The organism is Pseudoalteromonas sp. SS15, from assembly GCF_049257195.1.
Classification (GTDB): domain Bacteria; phylum Pseudomonadota; class Gammaproteobacteria; order Enterobacterales; family Alteromonadaceae; genus Pseudoalteromonas.
Genome location: NZ_JBMMUD010000001.1, coordinates 655,358 through 671,192 on the forward strand (window position 1 = coordinate 655,358; position 15,835 = coordinate 671,192).

At 42.0% G+C, this 15,835-nt stretch carries 17 protein-coding genes; 2 read left to right on the forward strand and 15 right to left on the reverse strand.

All coding sequences use genetic code 11. The annotated features are described in order from the left end of the window. The 13 genes from AAEU28_RS02845 to yceD all read right to left on the reverse strand — a co-directional run bounded on the left by AAEU28_RS02845 (position 1) and on the right by yceD (position 9,766). Positions 1-780 (reverse strand): TatD family hydrolase, encoded by a 780-nt coding sequence (locus AAEU28_RS02845; protein WP_421962863.1) that lies wholly within the window; start codon positions 778-780, stop codon positions 1-3. Between the two features lie 8 nt (positions 781-788). Beyond that, the gene (locus AAEU28_RS02850; protein WP_404390200.1) at positions 789-1,115 is read right to left on the reverse strand and encodes a PilZ domain-containing protein; all 327 of its coding nucleotides are present in this window, start codon (positions 1,113-1,115) and stop codon (positions 789-791) included. 9 nt (positions 1,116-1,124) lie between these two features. Continuing rightward, a complete protein-coding gene (gene holB / locus AAEU28_RS02855) occupies positions 1,125-2,024 on the reverse strand; it encodes a DNA polymerase III subunit delta' (protein WP_421962864.1) in 900 nt (299 codons plus the stop codon). Further along, on the reverse strand, positions 2,024-2,653 hold the full coding sequence (gene tmk, locus AAEU28_RS02860) for a dTMP kinase (protein WP_421962865.1): 630 nt from the start codon (positions 2,651-2,653) through the stop codon (positions 2,024-2,026). The genes holB and tmk overlap by 1 nt, the downstream gene beginning before the upstream one ends. Beyond that, a complete protein-coding gene (gene mltG, locus AAEU28_RS02865; RefSeq protein ID WP_421962866.1) occupies positions 2,643-3,632 on the reverse strand; it encodes an endolytic transglycosylase MltG in 990 nt (329 codons plus the stop codon). Before mltG ends, tmk begins: the two co-directional genes overlap by 11 nt. Beyond that, entirely contained in the window at positions 3,625-4,416 is a 792-nt protein-coding gene (gene pabC / locus AAEU28_RS02870; RefSeq protein WP_421962867.1) for an aminodeoxychorismate lyase, read from the reverse strand. The genes mltG and pabC overlap by 8 nt, the downstream gene beginning before the upstream one ends. 64 nt (positions 4,417-4,480) lie before the next feature. Further along, positions 4,481-5,719 carry a beta-ketoacyl-ACP synthase II gene (fabF, locus tag AAEU28_RS02875; protein ID WP_349286174.1) on the reverse strand — a complete coding sequence of 413 codons (1,239 nt, stop codon included), beginning with the start codon at positions 5,717-5,719 and terminating at the stop codon, positions 4,481-4,483. A gap of 86 nt (positions 5,720-5,805) precedes the next feature. Next, a complete protein-coding gene (gene acpP / locus AAEU28_RS02880) occupies positions 5,806-6,042 on the reverse strand; it encodes an acyl carrier protein (protein ID WP_058030130.1) in 237 nt (78 codons plus the stop codon). Positions 6,043-6,262: 220 nt separating this feature from the next. Next, positions 6,263-7,009, reverse strand: coding sequence for a 3-oxoacyl-ACP reductase FabG (gene fabG / locus AAEU28_RS02885; protein ID WP_058030131.1), 747 nt, complete (start codon positions 7,007-7,009; stop codon positions 6,263-6,265). 13 nt (positions 7,010-7,022) lie between these two features. Then, positions 7,023-7,949 carry an ACP S-malonyltransferase gene (gene fabD / locus AAEU28_RS02890; protein ID WP_421962868.1) on the reverse strand — a complete coding sequence of 309 codons (927 nt, stop codon included), beginning with the start codon at positions 7,947-7,949 and terminating at the stop codon, positions 7,023-7,025. A gap of 43 nt (positions 7,950-7,992) precedes the next feature. Next, entirely contained in the window at positions 7,993-9,048 is a 1,056-nt protein-coding gene (gene plsX, locus AAEU28_RS02895; RefSeq protein ID WP_421962869.1) for a phosphate acyltransferase PlsX, read from the reverse strand. Between the two features lie 12 nt (positions 9,049-9,060). Beyond that, positions 9,061-9,231, reverse strand: coding sequence for a 50S ribosomal protein L32 (gene rpmF / locus AAEU28_RS02900; protein ID WP_058030134.1), 171 nt, complete (start codon positions 9,229-9,231; stop codon positions 9,061-9,063). A gap of 10 nt (positions 9,232-9,241) precedes the next feature. Next, positions 9,242-9,766, reverse strand: a complete 525-nt coding sequence (yceD, locus tag AAEU28_RS02905; protein WP_421962870.1) for a 23S rRNA accumulation protein YceD — start codon at positions 9,764-9,766, stop codon at positions 9,242-9,244. A 119-nt stretch (positions 9,767-9,885) separates the two neighbouring features. Between yceD and AAEU28_RS02910 the strand changes: the two genes are divergently transcribed. After that, positions 9,886-10,488 carry a Maf family protein gene (locus AAEU28_RS02910; RefSeq protein WP_421962871.1) on the forward strand — a complete coding sequence of 201 codons (603 nt, stop codon included), beginning with the start codon at positions 9,886-9,888 and terminating at the stop codon, positions 10,486-10,488. On the opposite strand, the gene AAEU28_RS02915 is transcribed toward AAEU28_RS02910, so the two are convergent. Together AAEU28_RS02915 and rluC are read right to left on the reverse strand one after the other, a co-directional pair. Further along, a complete protein-coding gene (locus AAEU28_RS02915) occupies positions 10,438-11,109 on the reverse strand; it encodes an HAD-IA family hydrolase (RefSeq protein ID WP_421962872.1) in 672 nt (223 codons plus the stop codon). The two genes, AAEU28_RS02910 and AAEU28_RS02915, sit on opposite strands and share 51 nt — an antisense overlap. After that, a complete protein-coding gene (gene rluC, locus AAEU28_RS02920; protein ID WP_421962873.1) occupies positions 11,109-12,062 on the reverse strand; it encodes a 23S rRNA pseudouridine(955/2504/2580) synthase RluC in 954 nt (317 codons plus the stop codon). The genes AAEU28_RS02915 and rluC overlap by 1 nt, the downstream gene beginning before the upstream one ends. Before the next feature lie 500 nt (positions 12,063-12,562). Here rluC and rne point away from each other — a divergent pair, with 500 nt between their 5' ends. Beyond that, positions 12,563-15,673: a ribonuclease E gene (gene rne, locus AAEU28_RS02925; protein ID WP_421962874.1), complete on the forward strand. Its 3,111-nt coding sequence runs from the start codon at positions 12,563-12,565 to the stop codon at positions 15,671-15,673. Positions 15,674-15,835 lie beyond the last annotated feature (162 nt).

Here is a 15,835-nt window from a genome sequence, read left to right on the forward strand (position 1 = left end):
TTATTTGCGCTTGGCTAAGCTAAATAGATCATAAAAGTTGTTAGTTGTTACCGTTGCGAGCTCTTTATATGTGATGCCTTTTAAGTCTGCAATATAATAGGCAACATCTTGTACATAGGCAGGCTGATTGGTTTTGCCACGATAAGGCACTGGCGCTAGGTAAGGTGAGTCAGTTTCGATGAGTAATCTATCTAATGGTATTTGTTTCACCACCTCTTTTAATTCAACCGCGTTTTTAAATGTCACAATACCTGAGATTGAAATATAAAAACCTAAATCTAGTGCTTGCTTTGCCATGCTCCAATCTTCAGTAAAACAATGCAAAACACCACCGCATTTATCGGCACCATGGGCTTTCATTAGATCTATGGTATCAGTTCGGGCATCTCGGGTATGAATGATAAGTGGCTTTTGTAGTTCATTAGCCACTTCTATGTGCCCGACAAAACTCTCTTGTTGCACTGAATGTGTATCTTTTGAATAATAATAATCTAAGCCTGTTTCGCCAATCGCAACCACTTTATCGTGTTGAGCCAATGACAATAACTGACTTTTATCCAGAGCTTGATCTTGGTTTAAAGGGTGCACACCACATGATACTGAAATATCATCAAATGCTTCAACTTTTTCAAGCATACTCGGGAATTGATCAAGTGTGACGCTCACACATAAAAAGTGTTCGACTTGCTTTTGTCTTGCTGCATCTAATGCTTCTGGGAGTGATAAACCAAGTTTATCGAAATCTAATCTATCTAAATGGCAGTGCGAATCTACAATCATAACTACTCTTACATGGTGTAGGTGGGTTTTTCTGAATTAAGTGCTGTCCCCAGCAATTTTACGATTTTATCGTTAACTGTTTCATTTCCCTCAGAAAAGCCAACGCCCACGCCTGGTGGATTTGAATTTTGCGCGCCTTGCGGCGTTATCCATACTACTTTGCCTTCAATCACATCTTCTTCTAATGCATCTGGCAAAGTCACGCGAAGCGATAAAGGCTGCCCCATATCAAAGCGAGAGTTAGTTTTAACGAACAAGCCGCCGTGCTTTAATGCGGGCATATAACAACGATATAACTCGTCAAAATCTTCAAAATCTAGAAGTAAAACTTGCATAGTGCTCCCCTACTGCAAAGCCTGTTTTAGCGCTGTAAATAACTTAAGCAAGGCTAATTGTAAATTCAAACCTGGGATCTGTTGATGATCCTTTATAAAGTCAGCCAAAGCCTGCTGTGCGACTGTAATCTTCGAAAAGTCAGCACCATTGTATAAACCTTGCTTTATTCGCCCTTGAACAAAGCGCCCCATTTCATTCACCAACTCAGGTGATTTTACCAATAATTCAACACATTGCGACACATCTGTAGTATGGTTGAGTGTTTCAATACTATGGAATAATTGGTTAATTTGTTCAACTTGACCCGTTTCAAACCAATGCTTTATTTTCAAAGGTTGTGATATAAACAAATTAATCCATGGCTGTTCAGCGTAATCACCTAATTGCTGAGTCAACCAAGCCCTAACTTGCTGCTCGGATTGAACCGCTATATTGCTCTTTGCGCAGCGACTAACAATCGTCGCTGGCAATTGCGCGACATCATCACAAGTTAAAATTAAAAAGCGTTTTGCGTTTGGCTCTTCAAGGGTTTTTAGCAGCGCATTGGCCGCTGAATGCGTCATTTTATTCGCTTGGTGGACTATCACTACTTTGTTGCCACCTTGCTGCGCCGAATGATAGATAAAATCGCCGGTTGCTCTTATTTCATCTACACCTATGGTCGCCCCCTCAGAGCTGACAAGCAGTTTATCAGGGTGAGTTTGTGCAGCAATTAAGGCACAACTTTTACACTGACCACATGCCAAAAGCTCTGAAGTTTTTTCACACAAGATGGCATCAGCTAGCCCTTGTGCTAATGCTAACTTGCCTACTCCTTGCAACCCTGCAAGCAACTGAGCATGATGAAAGCGACCCGCTTTAAAGCTCGTATTGAGCTGTTGCCAAGGGCGCTCTAACCAAGGCATCATCACAAATTAACCTGCTGATAAAAGTTTTCTAGTGCCGCCAGAATGTCAGCGTGTACTTCATCTATTGCTTGCTCTGCGTTTATTACCACGCAGTTTTCATCCGATTCAGCTAATGCTAAATAACGTGCGCGAGTTTTTTCGAAAAACTCAATCGCCTCTAACTCAATTCTGTCTAATTCTCCGCGTCCACGAGCGCGTGACAAACCCACCTCTGGAGAAATGTCCAGATATAAGGTGAGATCGGGCTTCAAGCCTTGTAACACAATATCAGAAAGACTATTCAATGTGGTTTGAGATAAACCTCTGCCACCACCTTGGTAAGCTTGTGAAGACATGTCATGTCTGTCACCCAGTACCCACTTGTTGGCAGCAAGACTCGGTCTGATAACATTATGCAGTAACTGCGCCCGTGCAGCGTACATAATAAGTAGCTCAGTTTCACCTGCCACTTCTTCTTCATACTGGTTTTTAACAAGCGTTCGAAGTGCTTCAGCCATTGGCGTGCCACCCGGCTCGCGGGTGTTAATAAAGTCAATTTGCTTGTCTGCAAGAAACTGTTGGCAAATTTGCATTGCTGTTGATTTACCGGCCCCTTCAAGGCCTTCAATCACAATAAATTTAGCTGTCATTACTTCTCTTTAAAATATACTGTCTTACGGCCTTATTATGATCCGTTAAGTTTTTAGAAAACTGATGCTGGCCATTGCCTTTGGCAACAAAGTAATAGTAATCAGTTGTATCAGGTTGAGTCGCCGCTATGATTGCCTCTTTTGATGGCATGGCAATGGGGGTTGGCGGCAAGCCATTTATTCTGTATGTATTATAAGGCGTATGCTCTTTTAAATCTTTGCGTTTAATGTCGCCATCAAAGCGTTCTCCTAATCCATAGATTACCGTTGGATCAGTTTGCAAACGCATTTTCTTATTGAGTCGGTTAATAAAGACTGATGCGATTTTTTTGCGCTCCCCAGCATAACCCGTTTCTTTCTCAATGATCGATGCCAATATAAGCGCTTCATAGGCATTTTGCAGCGGCAAATTGGCCATTCTATTTTCCCACACTTGCGCTAGCTCTGCTTTCATAGCCTCATGTGCCCGTGTAATTATCGACAATGCGCTATCGTTTGCATGATAAAAATAAGTTTCGGGTAGTAACCAGCCTTCCGCATAGTTAGTCACTTCTAATTGCTCTGAAAGCTTTGCCTCGTCAATATCGTAATCGATAAAATCAGCCGATTTGAGCTTATTGAGGACCATTTTTAAAGTGTCACCTTCGATCACGGTAAAACTAAACTGTTTTTGTTGGCCTTGGTGAATTTTATCAATGGCCTCTAACACGGTTAAATTTTGTAGCTCATATAAGCCTGGTTTTAGCGAGGTATTCGCAGGAGATAACTTGGCATATACTTGCAGTGCAAAACACGAATCAATATTGCCTTTCGCTAACCACTCATTACAAAGTCGATGAACACCTGTACCACGTTTCACTTCAAATAGCTCAGAGATGTTTGTCAGTTGTAACTGCTTGAAGTGTGTGATTTGCTGTTGAATGAATACGGCAGCGAATAACATCAAAAGCACAAAGGCTGCGGTTATCTTCTTAAGCATGTAAGGAACCCATTAAACTCTGTTTGACGATTAATGCAGCTTCAAGCTCAAACTGTTCAGCATCTAATTGAATAATTGGCACTAACTCCATCAAACTATTACAAGTAAACAACGCGTCCATATCAGACCAAAAATCGATACTCTCTTCAACTTCAATAATGGTATTTACTTGCTGCAATGCACTAAGGTAAACACCTTTTATTCCTGCTTTTGACAATTTAGGCGTAAATAACTCACCATTTTTAAAACCAATCAAATTTCCTGCTGATGTTTCAATCACTTGATTATTGATGTCTAACACTAACACATCATGGCTATCAGTAAACTGCTTGGCATCTTGTTTAACCAAAACTTGTTCAAGTCTATTCAATGTTTTTAAACCCGCCAACAATGGTTGATGACCAAGTTTTACGTTTGAAGTACTTACTTTTATCCCATGACTCTGCCAATCAGCATAATGCGTAGGAAAAGGAAGGACAGATACAATCGCATTGAGGCTTGGCTCGTCAGGCGCTTGGTAGCCACGCCCTCCTTCACCTCTGGTGATAACCACTTTTAATACGGCTAATTGATGCTCTGCCGCATGCTTTTCACACTCGAGTTGCATCTGTTGCCAATCAATTTTTGGAAAATATAGTGCTTTGGCACATGATTGTAGGCGTGTGAGATGTAAATCCCAGTGTTGGACTTTGCCTGATTTAATGGCTGCAGTGGTAAAAAAGCCATCGCCATATTGAAATCCGCGGTCTCGAGGTGTGATTGTGGTTGTTATTTTTAAGCTCATTTTAATCACAAAAAAGCCCGGCATCGCCAGGCTTTCTTTAATAGTTTGTCGCCGTATTTAAAGATTATACCTTTTTAAATAGCAACGAGCCATTGGTTCCACCAAAACCAAATGAGTTACATAATGCATACTCAAGTTTTGCGTCACGACCTGTGTGAGCAATATAATCTAGATCACACCCTTCATCTGGGTTATCTAGGTTGATAGTCGGTGATACTTTTTGATCGTGTAACGATAGCGCTGTGATAATTGATTCAACAGAGCCAGCAGCACCTAGCAGGTGACCCATCATTGATTTAGATGAACCAACCATCACTTTATCAGCAGCGGCACCGAAAATAGACTTAACCGCTTGCGTTTCAGCTTTGTCACCCGCATGCGTTGAAGTACCGTGTGCGTTGATATAACCCACTTCTTCAGCGTTTACACCAGCATCTTTAAGGGCATTTTCCATCGCAAGCGCCGCACCTGAGCCATCTTCAGGTGGTGACGTCATGTGGAATGCATCGCCACTCATACCAAAGCCAACTAGCTCAGCATAAATTTTTGCACCGCGTGCTTTTGCATGTTCGTACTCTTCAAGTACCATCACGCCCGCACCATCTGCCAGTACAAAACCATCACGGTCTTTATCCCAAGGGCGAGAAGCAGCTTGTGGATCATCATTACGTGTTGAAAGTGCACGTGCTGCACTAAAACCACCCATACCAATTGGCGTAGATGCTTTTTCCGCACCGCCTGCAACCATCGCATCTGCATCACCATAGGCAATCATGCGCGCAGCATGGCCGATGTTATGCAAACCAGTTGTACAAGCAGTAACGATTGAAATATTTGGACCTCTCAAGCCATGCATGATAGACAAGTGACCAGAGATCATATTGATAATTGTCGAAGGCACATAAAACGGTGACAGCTTACGTGGGCCACTATTAAGTAGTTTTACATGGTTTTCTTCGATTAATGTTAAACCACCGATACCTGAACCTACAGCTACACCTACACGTGCTGCATTTTCGTCAGTGATTTCAAGACCAGAGTCTTTTAAAGCTTGAACCCCTGCTGCAACACCATATTGGATAAACAAGTCCATTTTTTTGGCTTCTTTCTTCGGCATGTACTCAGTGACATCAAAGTCATTGATCAGACCTGCGAATTTAGTTCCAAAATTTGTGGTATCAAAGTGCGTGATGTTAGAAATGCCACTTTGGCCTTCTAGTAAGCCTTGCCAGGTTGATGCAACATCATTACCTAGCGGCGTCAACATACCTAAGCCAGTTACTACGACTCGACGTTTAGCCACGGTTTCCTCCAAAAGGGATTGATTATTTTTATGAGGGGGTAGAAAAGACTAAGGGCAGCGAATGCTGCCCCAAGTGATACGTTTGATTACTCAGCGTGAGCAGTAACGTAGTCGATCGCTGCTTGAACAGTAGTGATTTTCTCTGCTTCTTCGTCAGGGATCTCAGTGTCGAACTCTTCTTCTAGAGCCATTACTAGCTCAACAGTGTCTAGAGAGTCAGCACCTAAGTCGTCTACGAAAGACGCTTCGTTTTTAACTTCTTCTTCTTTAACACCTAGTTGCTCAACAATGATTTTCGTTACGCGTTCTTGGATATCGCTCATTCTTCTTTCCTTTATTAAAACGCATTTGCGTTATTTTCAGATTGCGGCGTAGTGTACGGCGCATAATTCTGGGTTTCAAGGATTTGCTCAGATATTTTGATCTGGTCAAACCTGTTATAAATTAATTTATACTTTTATCGCTTATTTTAATAGCAATTTCAAGTAAGATTGCAGCAAGATCACAAAAAATTAATTGAATCTTTTTTATGATCTACAGCAATTAAACCATGTACATCGCACCATTTACATGCAAAGTCTCACCTGATACGTACGCAGCCGCATCAGATGCTAAATAACATACAGCAGCTGCAATTTCTTCAGGCTGACCTAAGCGACCTGCTGGCACGTTAGCAAGCGTTGCTGCTTTTTGCTCGTCAGTTAGCTCATCAGTCATGTCAGTCTGAATGAAACCTGGTGCGATAACGTTCACTGTAATACCACGAGAAGCCACTTCACGTGCTAGAGATTTAGAAAAACCAATTACACCCGCTTTTGCAGCTGCATAGTTTGCCTGACCCGCATTACCCATCGTACCCACAACAGAACCAATGTTAATGATACGGCCAGCTTTTTTCTTCATCATAGGACGAAGAACCGCTTTAGACAGGCGGTAGATAGAGCTTAAGTTGGTATCGATAATATCGTTCCACTCATCGTCTTTCATACGCATAAGTAGGTTATCACGAGTGATACCCGCGTTATTAACTAGCACGTCAATATCACCAAAATCAGCTTTAATTGCCGCTAACGTTGCTGTGATTGAATCAGCATCAGTCACGTTTAACGCGTAACCTTTACCGTTTTCGCCTAAATATTCACTAATTTTTTCAGCGCCAGATTCGCTCGTCGCAGTACCTGCAACAATCGCACCTTGTGCAACTAATGCATTAGCAACAGATTTACCGATACCACGGCTTGCACCTGTTACTAAAACAATTTTACCTTCTAATGAAAATAGATTGCTCATTTTTTATCTCTTCTTATTTAGCAGATTCAATTGCTGCTGCATCGTTCACAGATGCACAAGAAATTGATCTATCAATACGCTTAACTAGGCCACTCAGTACTTTACCTGGGCCGAATTCATAACTTTGTGTAATACCAAGCTTTGCAAGTTCTTGAACTGTTTCAGTCCAACGCACAGGGCTGTAGAGCTGACGTACTAGCGCATTTTTAATCGCAGCAGCTTCTGTTTCAATAGCAACATCAACGTTGTTGATCACGCTCGATTTCGGTGCATTGAATGCAAGTGCTTCTAAATCAGCTGCCAGTTTTTCTGCTGCAGGCTTCATTAGTTCACAGTGAGAAGGCACGCTTACAGCTAGTGGTAGTGCGCGTTTTGCGCCAGCTTCTTTACAAGCCTCAGACGCTTTTTCTACCGCTTCTTTGTGACCCGCAATAACAACTTGACCAGGAGAGTTGTAGTTAACAGGCGCAACCACTTGCTCACCCGAAAGCTCAGCACAAATTGATTGGATCTTATCATCATCAAGACCGATAATCGCAGCCATTGAACCTACACCAGCTGGTACGGCCTCCTGCATATAAAGACCACGGTTCTCAACCAACTTTACGGCTTCAGCAAGGCTTAAAACACCTGCACATACCAACGCTGAGTACTCACCTAAGCTGTGACCAGCTAGAACGGTCTCAACTTCTGCATTGTTTGCTACCCATTCACGGTAAACAGCAACGCTCGCAGTTAGTAATGCAGGTTGTGTACGATGAGTTTGATTGAGTTCTTCAGCTGGGCCGTTAACAACAAGATTTGCTAGGTCATAACCAAGCGCTTCCGATGCTTCTGCAAATGTTGCTTTTACAATTTCTGATGATTCAAGTAACTCTGCAAGCATGCCAACTGCTTGTGAGCCTTGACCTGGGAATAAAAGTGCAATCTTCTGTGACATATAATGCTCTTTATAATAATAGTTATGCCACCCTCACCCCAAGTCAGTAATTTTCGAGGGACGATGGCGAATGTTCTTCATCTAATGCAATTTGTTCGAAGGTCGCTTCTATTTTTTCAGGAACTTGTTTTTCAACTTCTCTGATAGCTTCTTCGATTGCAGCAAGAAACGCCTTGTTCGAAGCATTTCCGTGACTTTTCACAACAATACCACGCAATCCTACCAGACTTGCACCGTTATACTGGTCGGGGTTCACCCTTCTGTAGAGTTTTTTTATGATTGGACTGAGTAATACGGCTAATAATCGGTAGAAAAAACGTTTTTTCAACGCTTTTGTAAACTTATGCATAATAAGTTTAGCAATACCTTCACATGTTTTTAGAGCGACATTACCCACAAACCCCTCACAAACAACAACATCAGCTTTACCTGAAAACATATCACTGCCTTCACAAAACCCTGTGTAGTTAAGATAAGGCGTTGCCTTCATCATATTCGCGGCTTCTTTAATTGTGTCATTGCCTTTAATGTCTTCAGAGCCAATATTAAGCAAACACACTTTTGGTCTATCACCTTTACAGGTCTCGCCGGCAACAATACTGCCCATAATGCCAAACTGAAACAATGTCTGTGCATCACAATGCACGTTTGCACCAAGATCCAGTAAATAAACAGGTTGTTTTTTTTCTGTAGGTACAGCAGAAATAAGTGCTGGTCGTTTGATACCGGGTAGCATTTTTAACACAAAGTGTGCAATCAGTAACAATGCACCAGTATTACCTGAACTAACGCAAGCTTGTGCTTGTTTGCTTTTTACTAAATCTAAAGCGATACGCATTGAAGAGTCTTTCTTGTTTCGAAGTGCTTGCGCTGGCTCGCAATTATTAGAAACAACTTCACTACAGTGCTTAATGATTAATCTAGGGTGAGAGTCTGCTTTATGTTTTATTAAAGCATCAGAAATGCAATTTTCATCGCCGCAAAGGAGCAATGTAAGATTGGGGTATTTATTAACCGCAGAAATGGCGGCTGGAATAGATGAACGGGGGCCGTAATCGCCCCCCATCATATCTAACGCAATGGTTAGATGAGTCAGCATAAAAGCAATCTCTTATTTAGAAATTACTTTTTCGCCTTTGTAGTAACCATCAGCAGTCACGTGGTGACGAAGATGAGTCTCACCAGAAACCTGATCTACAGTTAGAGCTGGTCCACTGATTGCGTCGTGTGAACGGCGCATGCCACGTCTTGCGCGAGACTTTTTGCTTTTTTGTACAGCCATTAGCCTTCTCCTAAGAATTTTTCTTAAGTTGTTTTAAAATTTCAAATGGATTTGGTTTGCTCTCTGTTGCGACTACTTCACCAAAGCTCGCAGGCTCTTCGGAATAAGCGCAAGATGCTTCGTCGTGTGTTGGCACTATAGGAATCGCTAAAATAAGCTCGTCTTCTATAAGTTGACGAAGATTTATTTCACCTTCTTCATTCAGTTCAACCACATCGTAGCAATCAGGAAGATGGTCCGACTCATCACCCGCTTTAACCGGTGAATAAGCAAAGTCATGTTCCAAATCCAACCCTAAATCTCCATTACAACGCTGACAAATAACGGTCAGATGTGCACGGAAAGAACCGCGAATTACAACCAACCCTTGTTCATCATTACTGCAATGAATGTCTACCGCTATTTCACCAGTTTGATCTTGCACAACTTGCTCTAAGCGAGAAAGTTCTTCAAGCTGAACAACGCCGTCATAACTGAGTCTGCGTTGAGCTGCTCTGCAAGGATCAAGAGTGATGGGAATTTTCACCTTTTGCATAGGGGCTGCATCATATAGATAGTTAATGTTTTAGTCAAAATAAAAATCAAAGTTTCCTTTGTTTTTCGCTCTATTGCGCCCTATTCTAGCGCCATTGGTATTTTGACAACTAAGTGTTTATGAAAACTCCTCTTATTTTAGCGTCAAGCTCGCCATTTAGGCAGCAAATTTTAAAAAAATTGAACCTACCTTTTTCATCGTTTTCACCTGATGTAGATGAAAGTCATTTAAGTAATGAAACACCAGAAGATCTAGTAGCCAGATTAAGTGTGTTAAAAGCAAAAGCAGCTAATGACAAATTCGAAGAAGGTTTGGTGATTGGCTCTGACCAAGTGGCCGTTCACGACGGTAAAATACTTGGTAAACCACATACAAAAGAAAATGCCATCAAACAACTGCAAAGCTTCAGTGGCAATAAAGTAAGTTTTCTAACAGGATTATGTCTGTACGATATAGCAACGAACCGACATGAAATCATTGTTGAACCATTCAACGTTCATTTTAAGAAGTTAACTCTCGAACAGATCGAGGCATATTGTGATGCTGAAACGCCTTACCAGTGCGCAGGCAGCTTTAAAAGTGAAGGTTTGGGGATTTGTTTGTTTGAAAAATTAGAAGGCAGCGATCCAAATTCATTGATTGGGCTGCCTTTAATTAGATTAACCGAGCTGTTAGCTGGCTTCCACATCGATGTGTTGCTCAGTCAACAAAAAAGTACCTAATTCAGTTAAACTGTCTAGTACAGCCAGCGCTTGGGTCTTTTCAAGCGCTGCTCTAGTTGCGGCACCATGGGTTAATCCAACCGCTGCAACACCCGCTTGCTTGGCCATTTCAATATCTAATAATGAATCACCTATCATAATGGCATCTTCAGCAGCCACACCTGTCATCGTTAAAATTTGATTTAACATATCAGGATTCGGCTTCGACTGTGCTTCATCAGCTGTTTTAGTGGTAACAAAGTATTCTTCAGTTGATGTTTCAGCCATTAAGCGGTTTAGCCCTGTACGAGATTTACCGGTCGCAACGGCCAGTTGCACTTGACTCGCGGCTAAAGCGTCTAATAAGTCATTTGCTCCTGTAAATAACGGCGTAGGCGTATGGTCGCCTACTTTATAAACCGTTTTATATGCTTGAGCTAACGCTTCCCACTTGTCTTCATCACTTGGAAACAGCTTTGCAACCGCGGTCGGTAAAGATAAACCAATAATAGATTTGGCAGCATCATCGGTCGGAATGGCGGCACCACATTGCTTAGCTGCAAGTTTTAAAACATTCACAATTTTTGGCACTGAATCCATTAAAGTGCCATCCCAATCAAAAATAACAAGCTCGAACTGCATTACTTTGCTCTTAATGTTTTCAAAGCGTTATTTAATGCTTTATCTAGTGGTGCCTCAACATGCATGGTTGTTTCATGCTTCGGATGCAAAAAACGAAGATCATGGGCGTGTAAGAATAAACGGCTCAGTCCCATTTCTCTCATACGGCTGTCAAAAACTTGGTCGCCATACTTATCATCACACGCAATAGGATGGCCTTTACATTGAGTGTGAACACGAATTTGGTGAGTGCGACCTGTCACTGGCGATGCTTGTACCAACGTACAACCATCAAAACGCTCAAGTACTCTAAAGCGAGTATGTGATGCCTTACCTTGCTCTTCATCTACTCTTACAACACGCTCACCTGATTGTAAGGTATTTTTTCGAAGAGGTTCGGTGACATTTTTAATTTTTGCCGCCCACTCACCCACTACTAATGCCCAGTAGTTTTTCTCCATGGTTTTTTCACGGAGCTGCTCGTGGAGTCCTTTTAAAATAGAACGTTTCTTTGAAATCAGAAGACAACCTGATGTATCTCTATCTAAACGATGCACAAGTTCTAGGTTTTTTTCTTGCGGTCTTAAAACACGCAACGCTTCAATTAAGCCATAACTCAAGCCACTGCCGCCATGTACAGCCATACTTGAAGGTTTATTGATCACAATGAGATATTGATCTTCAAATAAAATTGCATCTTCTAAAGCTGATATTTTATCTAGATTTTTTGGTACAAACTCTTCTCGCTCAGCCACTTTAATAGGTGGAATACGAATTAAGTCGTCAATTTGCAATTTATAAACTGGCTTAACGCGCTTTTTATTAACTCTTACCTCTCCCTTACGAAGGATTTTATAAATTGCACTCTTAGGCACCCCCTTCAAATGGGTCACTAAGAAGTTATCAATTCTCTGACCTTGCTGATCTTCAGTTACGGTTACAAAGCTGACTTTTAAAGGAGATTTTTCTGACATTGCCTAATCACTGATTTGAGTAATAATTTAGTTGCTATCACGACGTTATTAATGGGATAATCGACGCGCAATTTTTTTGCGAAACTGCTTTTTATCGCAAAGACAATAATCGTGATGCACATCATGGGTGACGATCATACAGATAGCAGCTTGGATTTCCAAAGCTTTTGTCACCCGAATAACACGTGCCTTTAGCTCACTTCGATGCGCGTAACAGATCGCAGTGAAGGCTAAGCATGATTAAAAAAGAAAGCAAAAATAGAAATAAATGTCTGATTGCGTAAGTAAAAGCCAAAAACGAGATTAAACTTATTCACTAAGAAGCGCCCTTACCGTGCGAATAAACTGGTAGTGATAACCGTCACCGTGCGCTTAAAAAATAAGTTGTAAGAACATTCCATTGACCCCAGTCGTGAGACTGCATCATTAAATATGGGGCACTCGTCAGGTCCACGCTTTGCACATCAGACTCGACTTAATTTGAAAGTAGAGTTAACAATATGAAACGTATGCTGATCAATGCTACGCAGCAAGAAGAAATGCGCGTCGCACTGGTTGACGGTCAGAAATTATATGACTTAGATATCGAAAGTCCTGGCCACGAACAGAAAAAAGCCAATATTTACAAAGGTAAAATCACTCGAATCGAACCATCTCTAGAAGCTGCATTTGTTGATTACGGTGCTGAGAGACACGGTTTCCTTCCTCTTAAAGAAATCGCTAAAACTTACTTCCCAGAAGGTTACACGTTCAATGGCCGTCCTAACATCAAAGATGTGATCAAAGAAGGCCAAGAAGTTATCGTTCAGGTTGATAAAGAAGAGCGAGGCCAAAAAGGGGCTGCTTTAACAACTTTTATTAGTGTTGCAGGTAGTTATTTAGTCTTAATGCCGAACAACCCTCGTGCCGGTGGGATTTCCCGTCGTATTGAAGGTGACGAGCGAATTCAACTAAAAGAAGCGCTAAGCCGATTAGATTTACCAAAAGGCATGGGACTGATTGTTCGTACTGCGGGTGTTGGTAAGTCATTTGAAGAACTAGAGTACGATTTAAAAGCACTTCTTGTTCATTGGGATGCAATCCAGCAAGCTGCTGACAGTGGTAAAGCACCATTCTTAATCCACCAAGAAAGTAATGTAATTTTCCGTGCGATCCGTGATTATTTACGTCGTGATATTGGTGAAATTTTAATTGATAAAGCCCGTGTTTTTGAAGAAGCTAAAGCACATATCGAGCGCTTCCGTCCTGACTTCATCAACCGCGTTAAGCTTTATCAAAACGACGTACCACTATTCACGCATTACCAAATCGAAAGTCAAATTGAATCTGCTTTCCAACGTGAAGTACGCTTACCTTCTGGTGGCTCAATTGTCATTGACCCAACTGAAGCATTAACGTCAATTGATATCAACTCTTCAAAGGCGACCAAAGGTGGCGATATTGAAGAAACCGCATTAAATACTAATCTTGAAGCGGCTGATGAGATTGCACGTCAATTACGTTTGCGTGATTTAGGTGGTCTAATTGTTATCGATTTCATCGATATGACTCCACCACGTCATCAACGTGAAGTTGAAAACCGTCTAAAAGATGCTGTACGTCCGGACCGAGCACGTGTACAAATTGGTAAGATTTCACGCTTTGGTTTACTTGAGATGTCACGTCAACGTCTTCGCCCTTCATTAGGTGAAGCGAGCCAGCATTCATGCCCGCGCTGTAGTGGCCAAGGTACAATTCGTTCGAACGAATCTATCGCCCTTTCTATCTTACGTTTAATCGAAGAAGAAGCGATTAAAGAGAATACTGCACAAGTCAACGCACAAGTGCCTGTAGCTGTTGCAGCTTATCTTCTAAATGAAAAGCGCAAGTCTGTTCATCGTATCGAGAAACGTCATAACTGTAATGTATTCATCATTCCAAACCAGCACCTAGAAACACCTCACTATGAAGTGGTTCGTTTGCGTAAAGATGAAACACCAGAGACTGCGAGTTACGAGCAAATTGTTACACCTGAGCCGGAAGTAATCGAAGTTGCTGTAAACACAACCCCTAAAGAAGAGCCGGTACTTAAAGGTGTTGTTATGCCTTCTGCACCAGCGCCTGCACCTCAACCTGCAGTAGTTGCGCCTAAAGCCGAAGAGGTTAAGTCTGAAGGGCTATTAACGCGTATAGGTAATTGGTTAAAAGGTCTGTTTTCATCAGAAGAAGAATCTGAAAAGAAAGAAACTGAGAACAAAAAGCAAGAACGTAAACCACGTCGCAATAATGATAATCGCCGTCGCAATCAGCAGAAGCGTCGCAATCACAAAAAACGTGATGATGCCCAAGCTAAAGACAATTCTGAAAGCAAAGACCAGATTGAGAAAAAAGAAGGTCAGGAAAATCGCAATAAGCGCCGTCGTCAAAATACACGTCGTCGTCCTGACAATCGTACTAATAAAGAAGCTGATGAAAAGCAACAAACTAATACCGAAGAAACTGCAAATGCTGAAGTTCGCGTAAAACCGAGACGTCAGCGTCGCAACCTTCGCAAAAAGGTACGTATTGCTGATCAAGAAGCTGCTATTGAAAATCTAGATAGTAACAATACAGCTGAAGGTTCTGAGTCTGAAAATGCGACTATTTCTCAAGAGCAAACCCAAGTTAAAGCTCAAGGTGAGGAAAAAGCCGCACGTTCTGAAACAAAGCGCGCTGAGAAGCCTAAAAAAGCAGTTCAAACAGAGGATAAACCGGTAGAGGCTGTTTCTGATGAAGCCACTCAGGTAACGGAAGTAACTACTGAATCTGTTGAGCAAGGTGAAGAAGCTCCAAGAACACGTTCTCGTCGTTCTCCTCGCCACCTTCGTGCAGCCGGTCAGCGTAGAAGAAAGCCAGAATCTTCTGAGAAAGAGCAAGAGCCTGCATTCATCCCTGTAGCAGATCAAGCTGCAGCTGAATACGAAGCTGAGCTTAAAGCTAAGCAGGTAACAGAAGAGGTTGTTGAAGTAGCTGAAACGCCAAAAGCAGAAGAAGCTGTTGCAGTAGCCGAAGCGCCTCAAGCTGAAGAAGCTGTTGCAGCTGCTGAAACGCCTAAAGCTGAAGAAGCTGTTGCAGCTGCTGAAATGCCTAAAGCAGAAGACACTGTTGAAGTAGTTGAAGCACCTCAAACAGAAGAAACTGTTGAAGTAGCTGAAGCACCTCAAACAGAAGAAACTGTTGAAGTCGCTGAAGCACCTAAAGCAGAAGAAACTGTTGAATTAGTTGAAGCACCTAAAGCAGAAGAAACTGTTGAAGTCGCTGAAGCGCCTAAAACAGAAGAAACTGTTGAAGTAGTTGAAACACCTAAAGCAGAAGAAGTTGTTGAAGTCGCTGAAGCGCTTGAGGAAGAAGCTGTTGAAACACCTAAAGCGGCTACCGCTTTGTCAGCGCTACCTCGCGTTCGTTTCCATGCCAATGCATCAGCGCCAATGACAAAAGCACAAAGCAGTGATGACATTGAAGCATTTGAAATGCCATCAGCTATGCCTTTAGAGCAACGTACACCTACTCATAACTCAGGTATGTCTGCGGGCTCTAAAGCACCAACGGCGAGAGCAAGTGCCGACATGGCCTCTCCTGCTCAAGCTGACTAAGTATCACTACTGACTAAAAAAGGCTGCATCTGCAGCCTTTTTTGTTTTTTGTAAAAAACTAGAGTTTATACCAATCCTCTTAATTAAGTGATCTATTTTGAGGCAAGTAAAACTTGTCGGTAGCGAGGCGAAAATTTTGCCATTTAGTTGTTCTAAATAAGA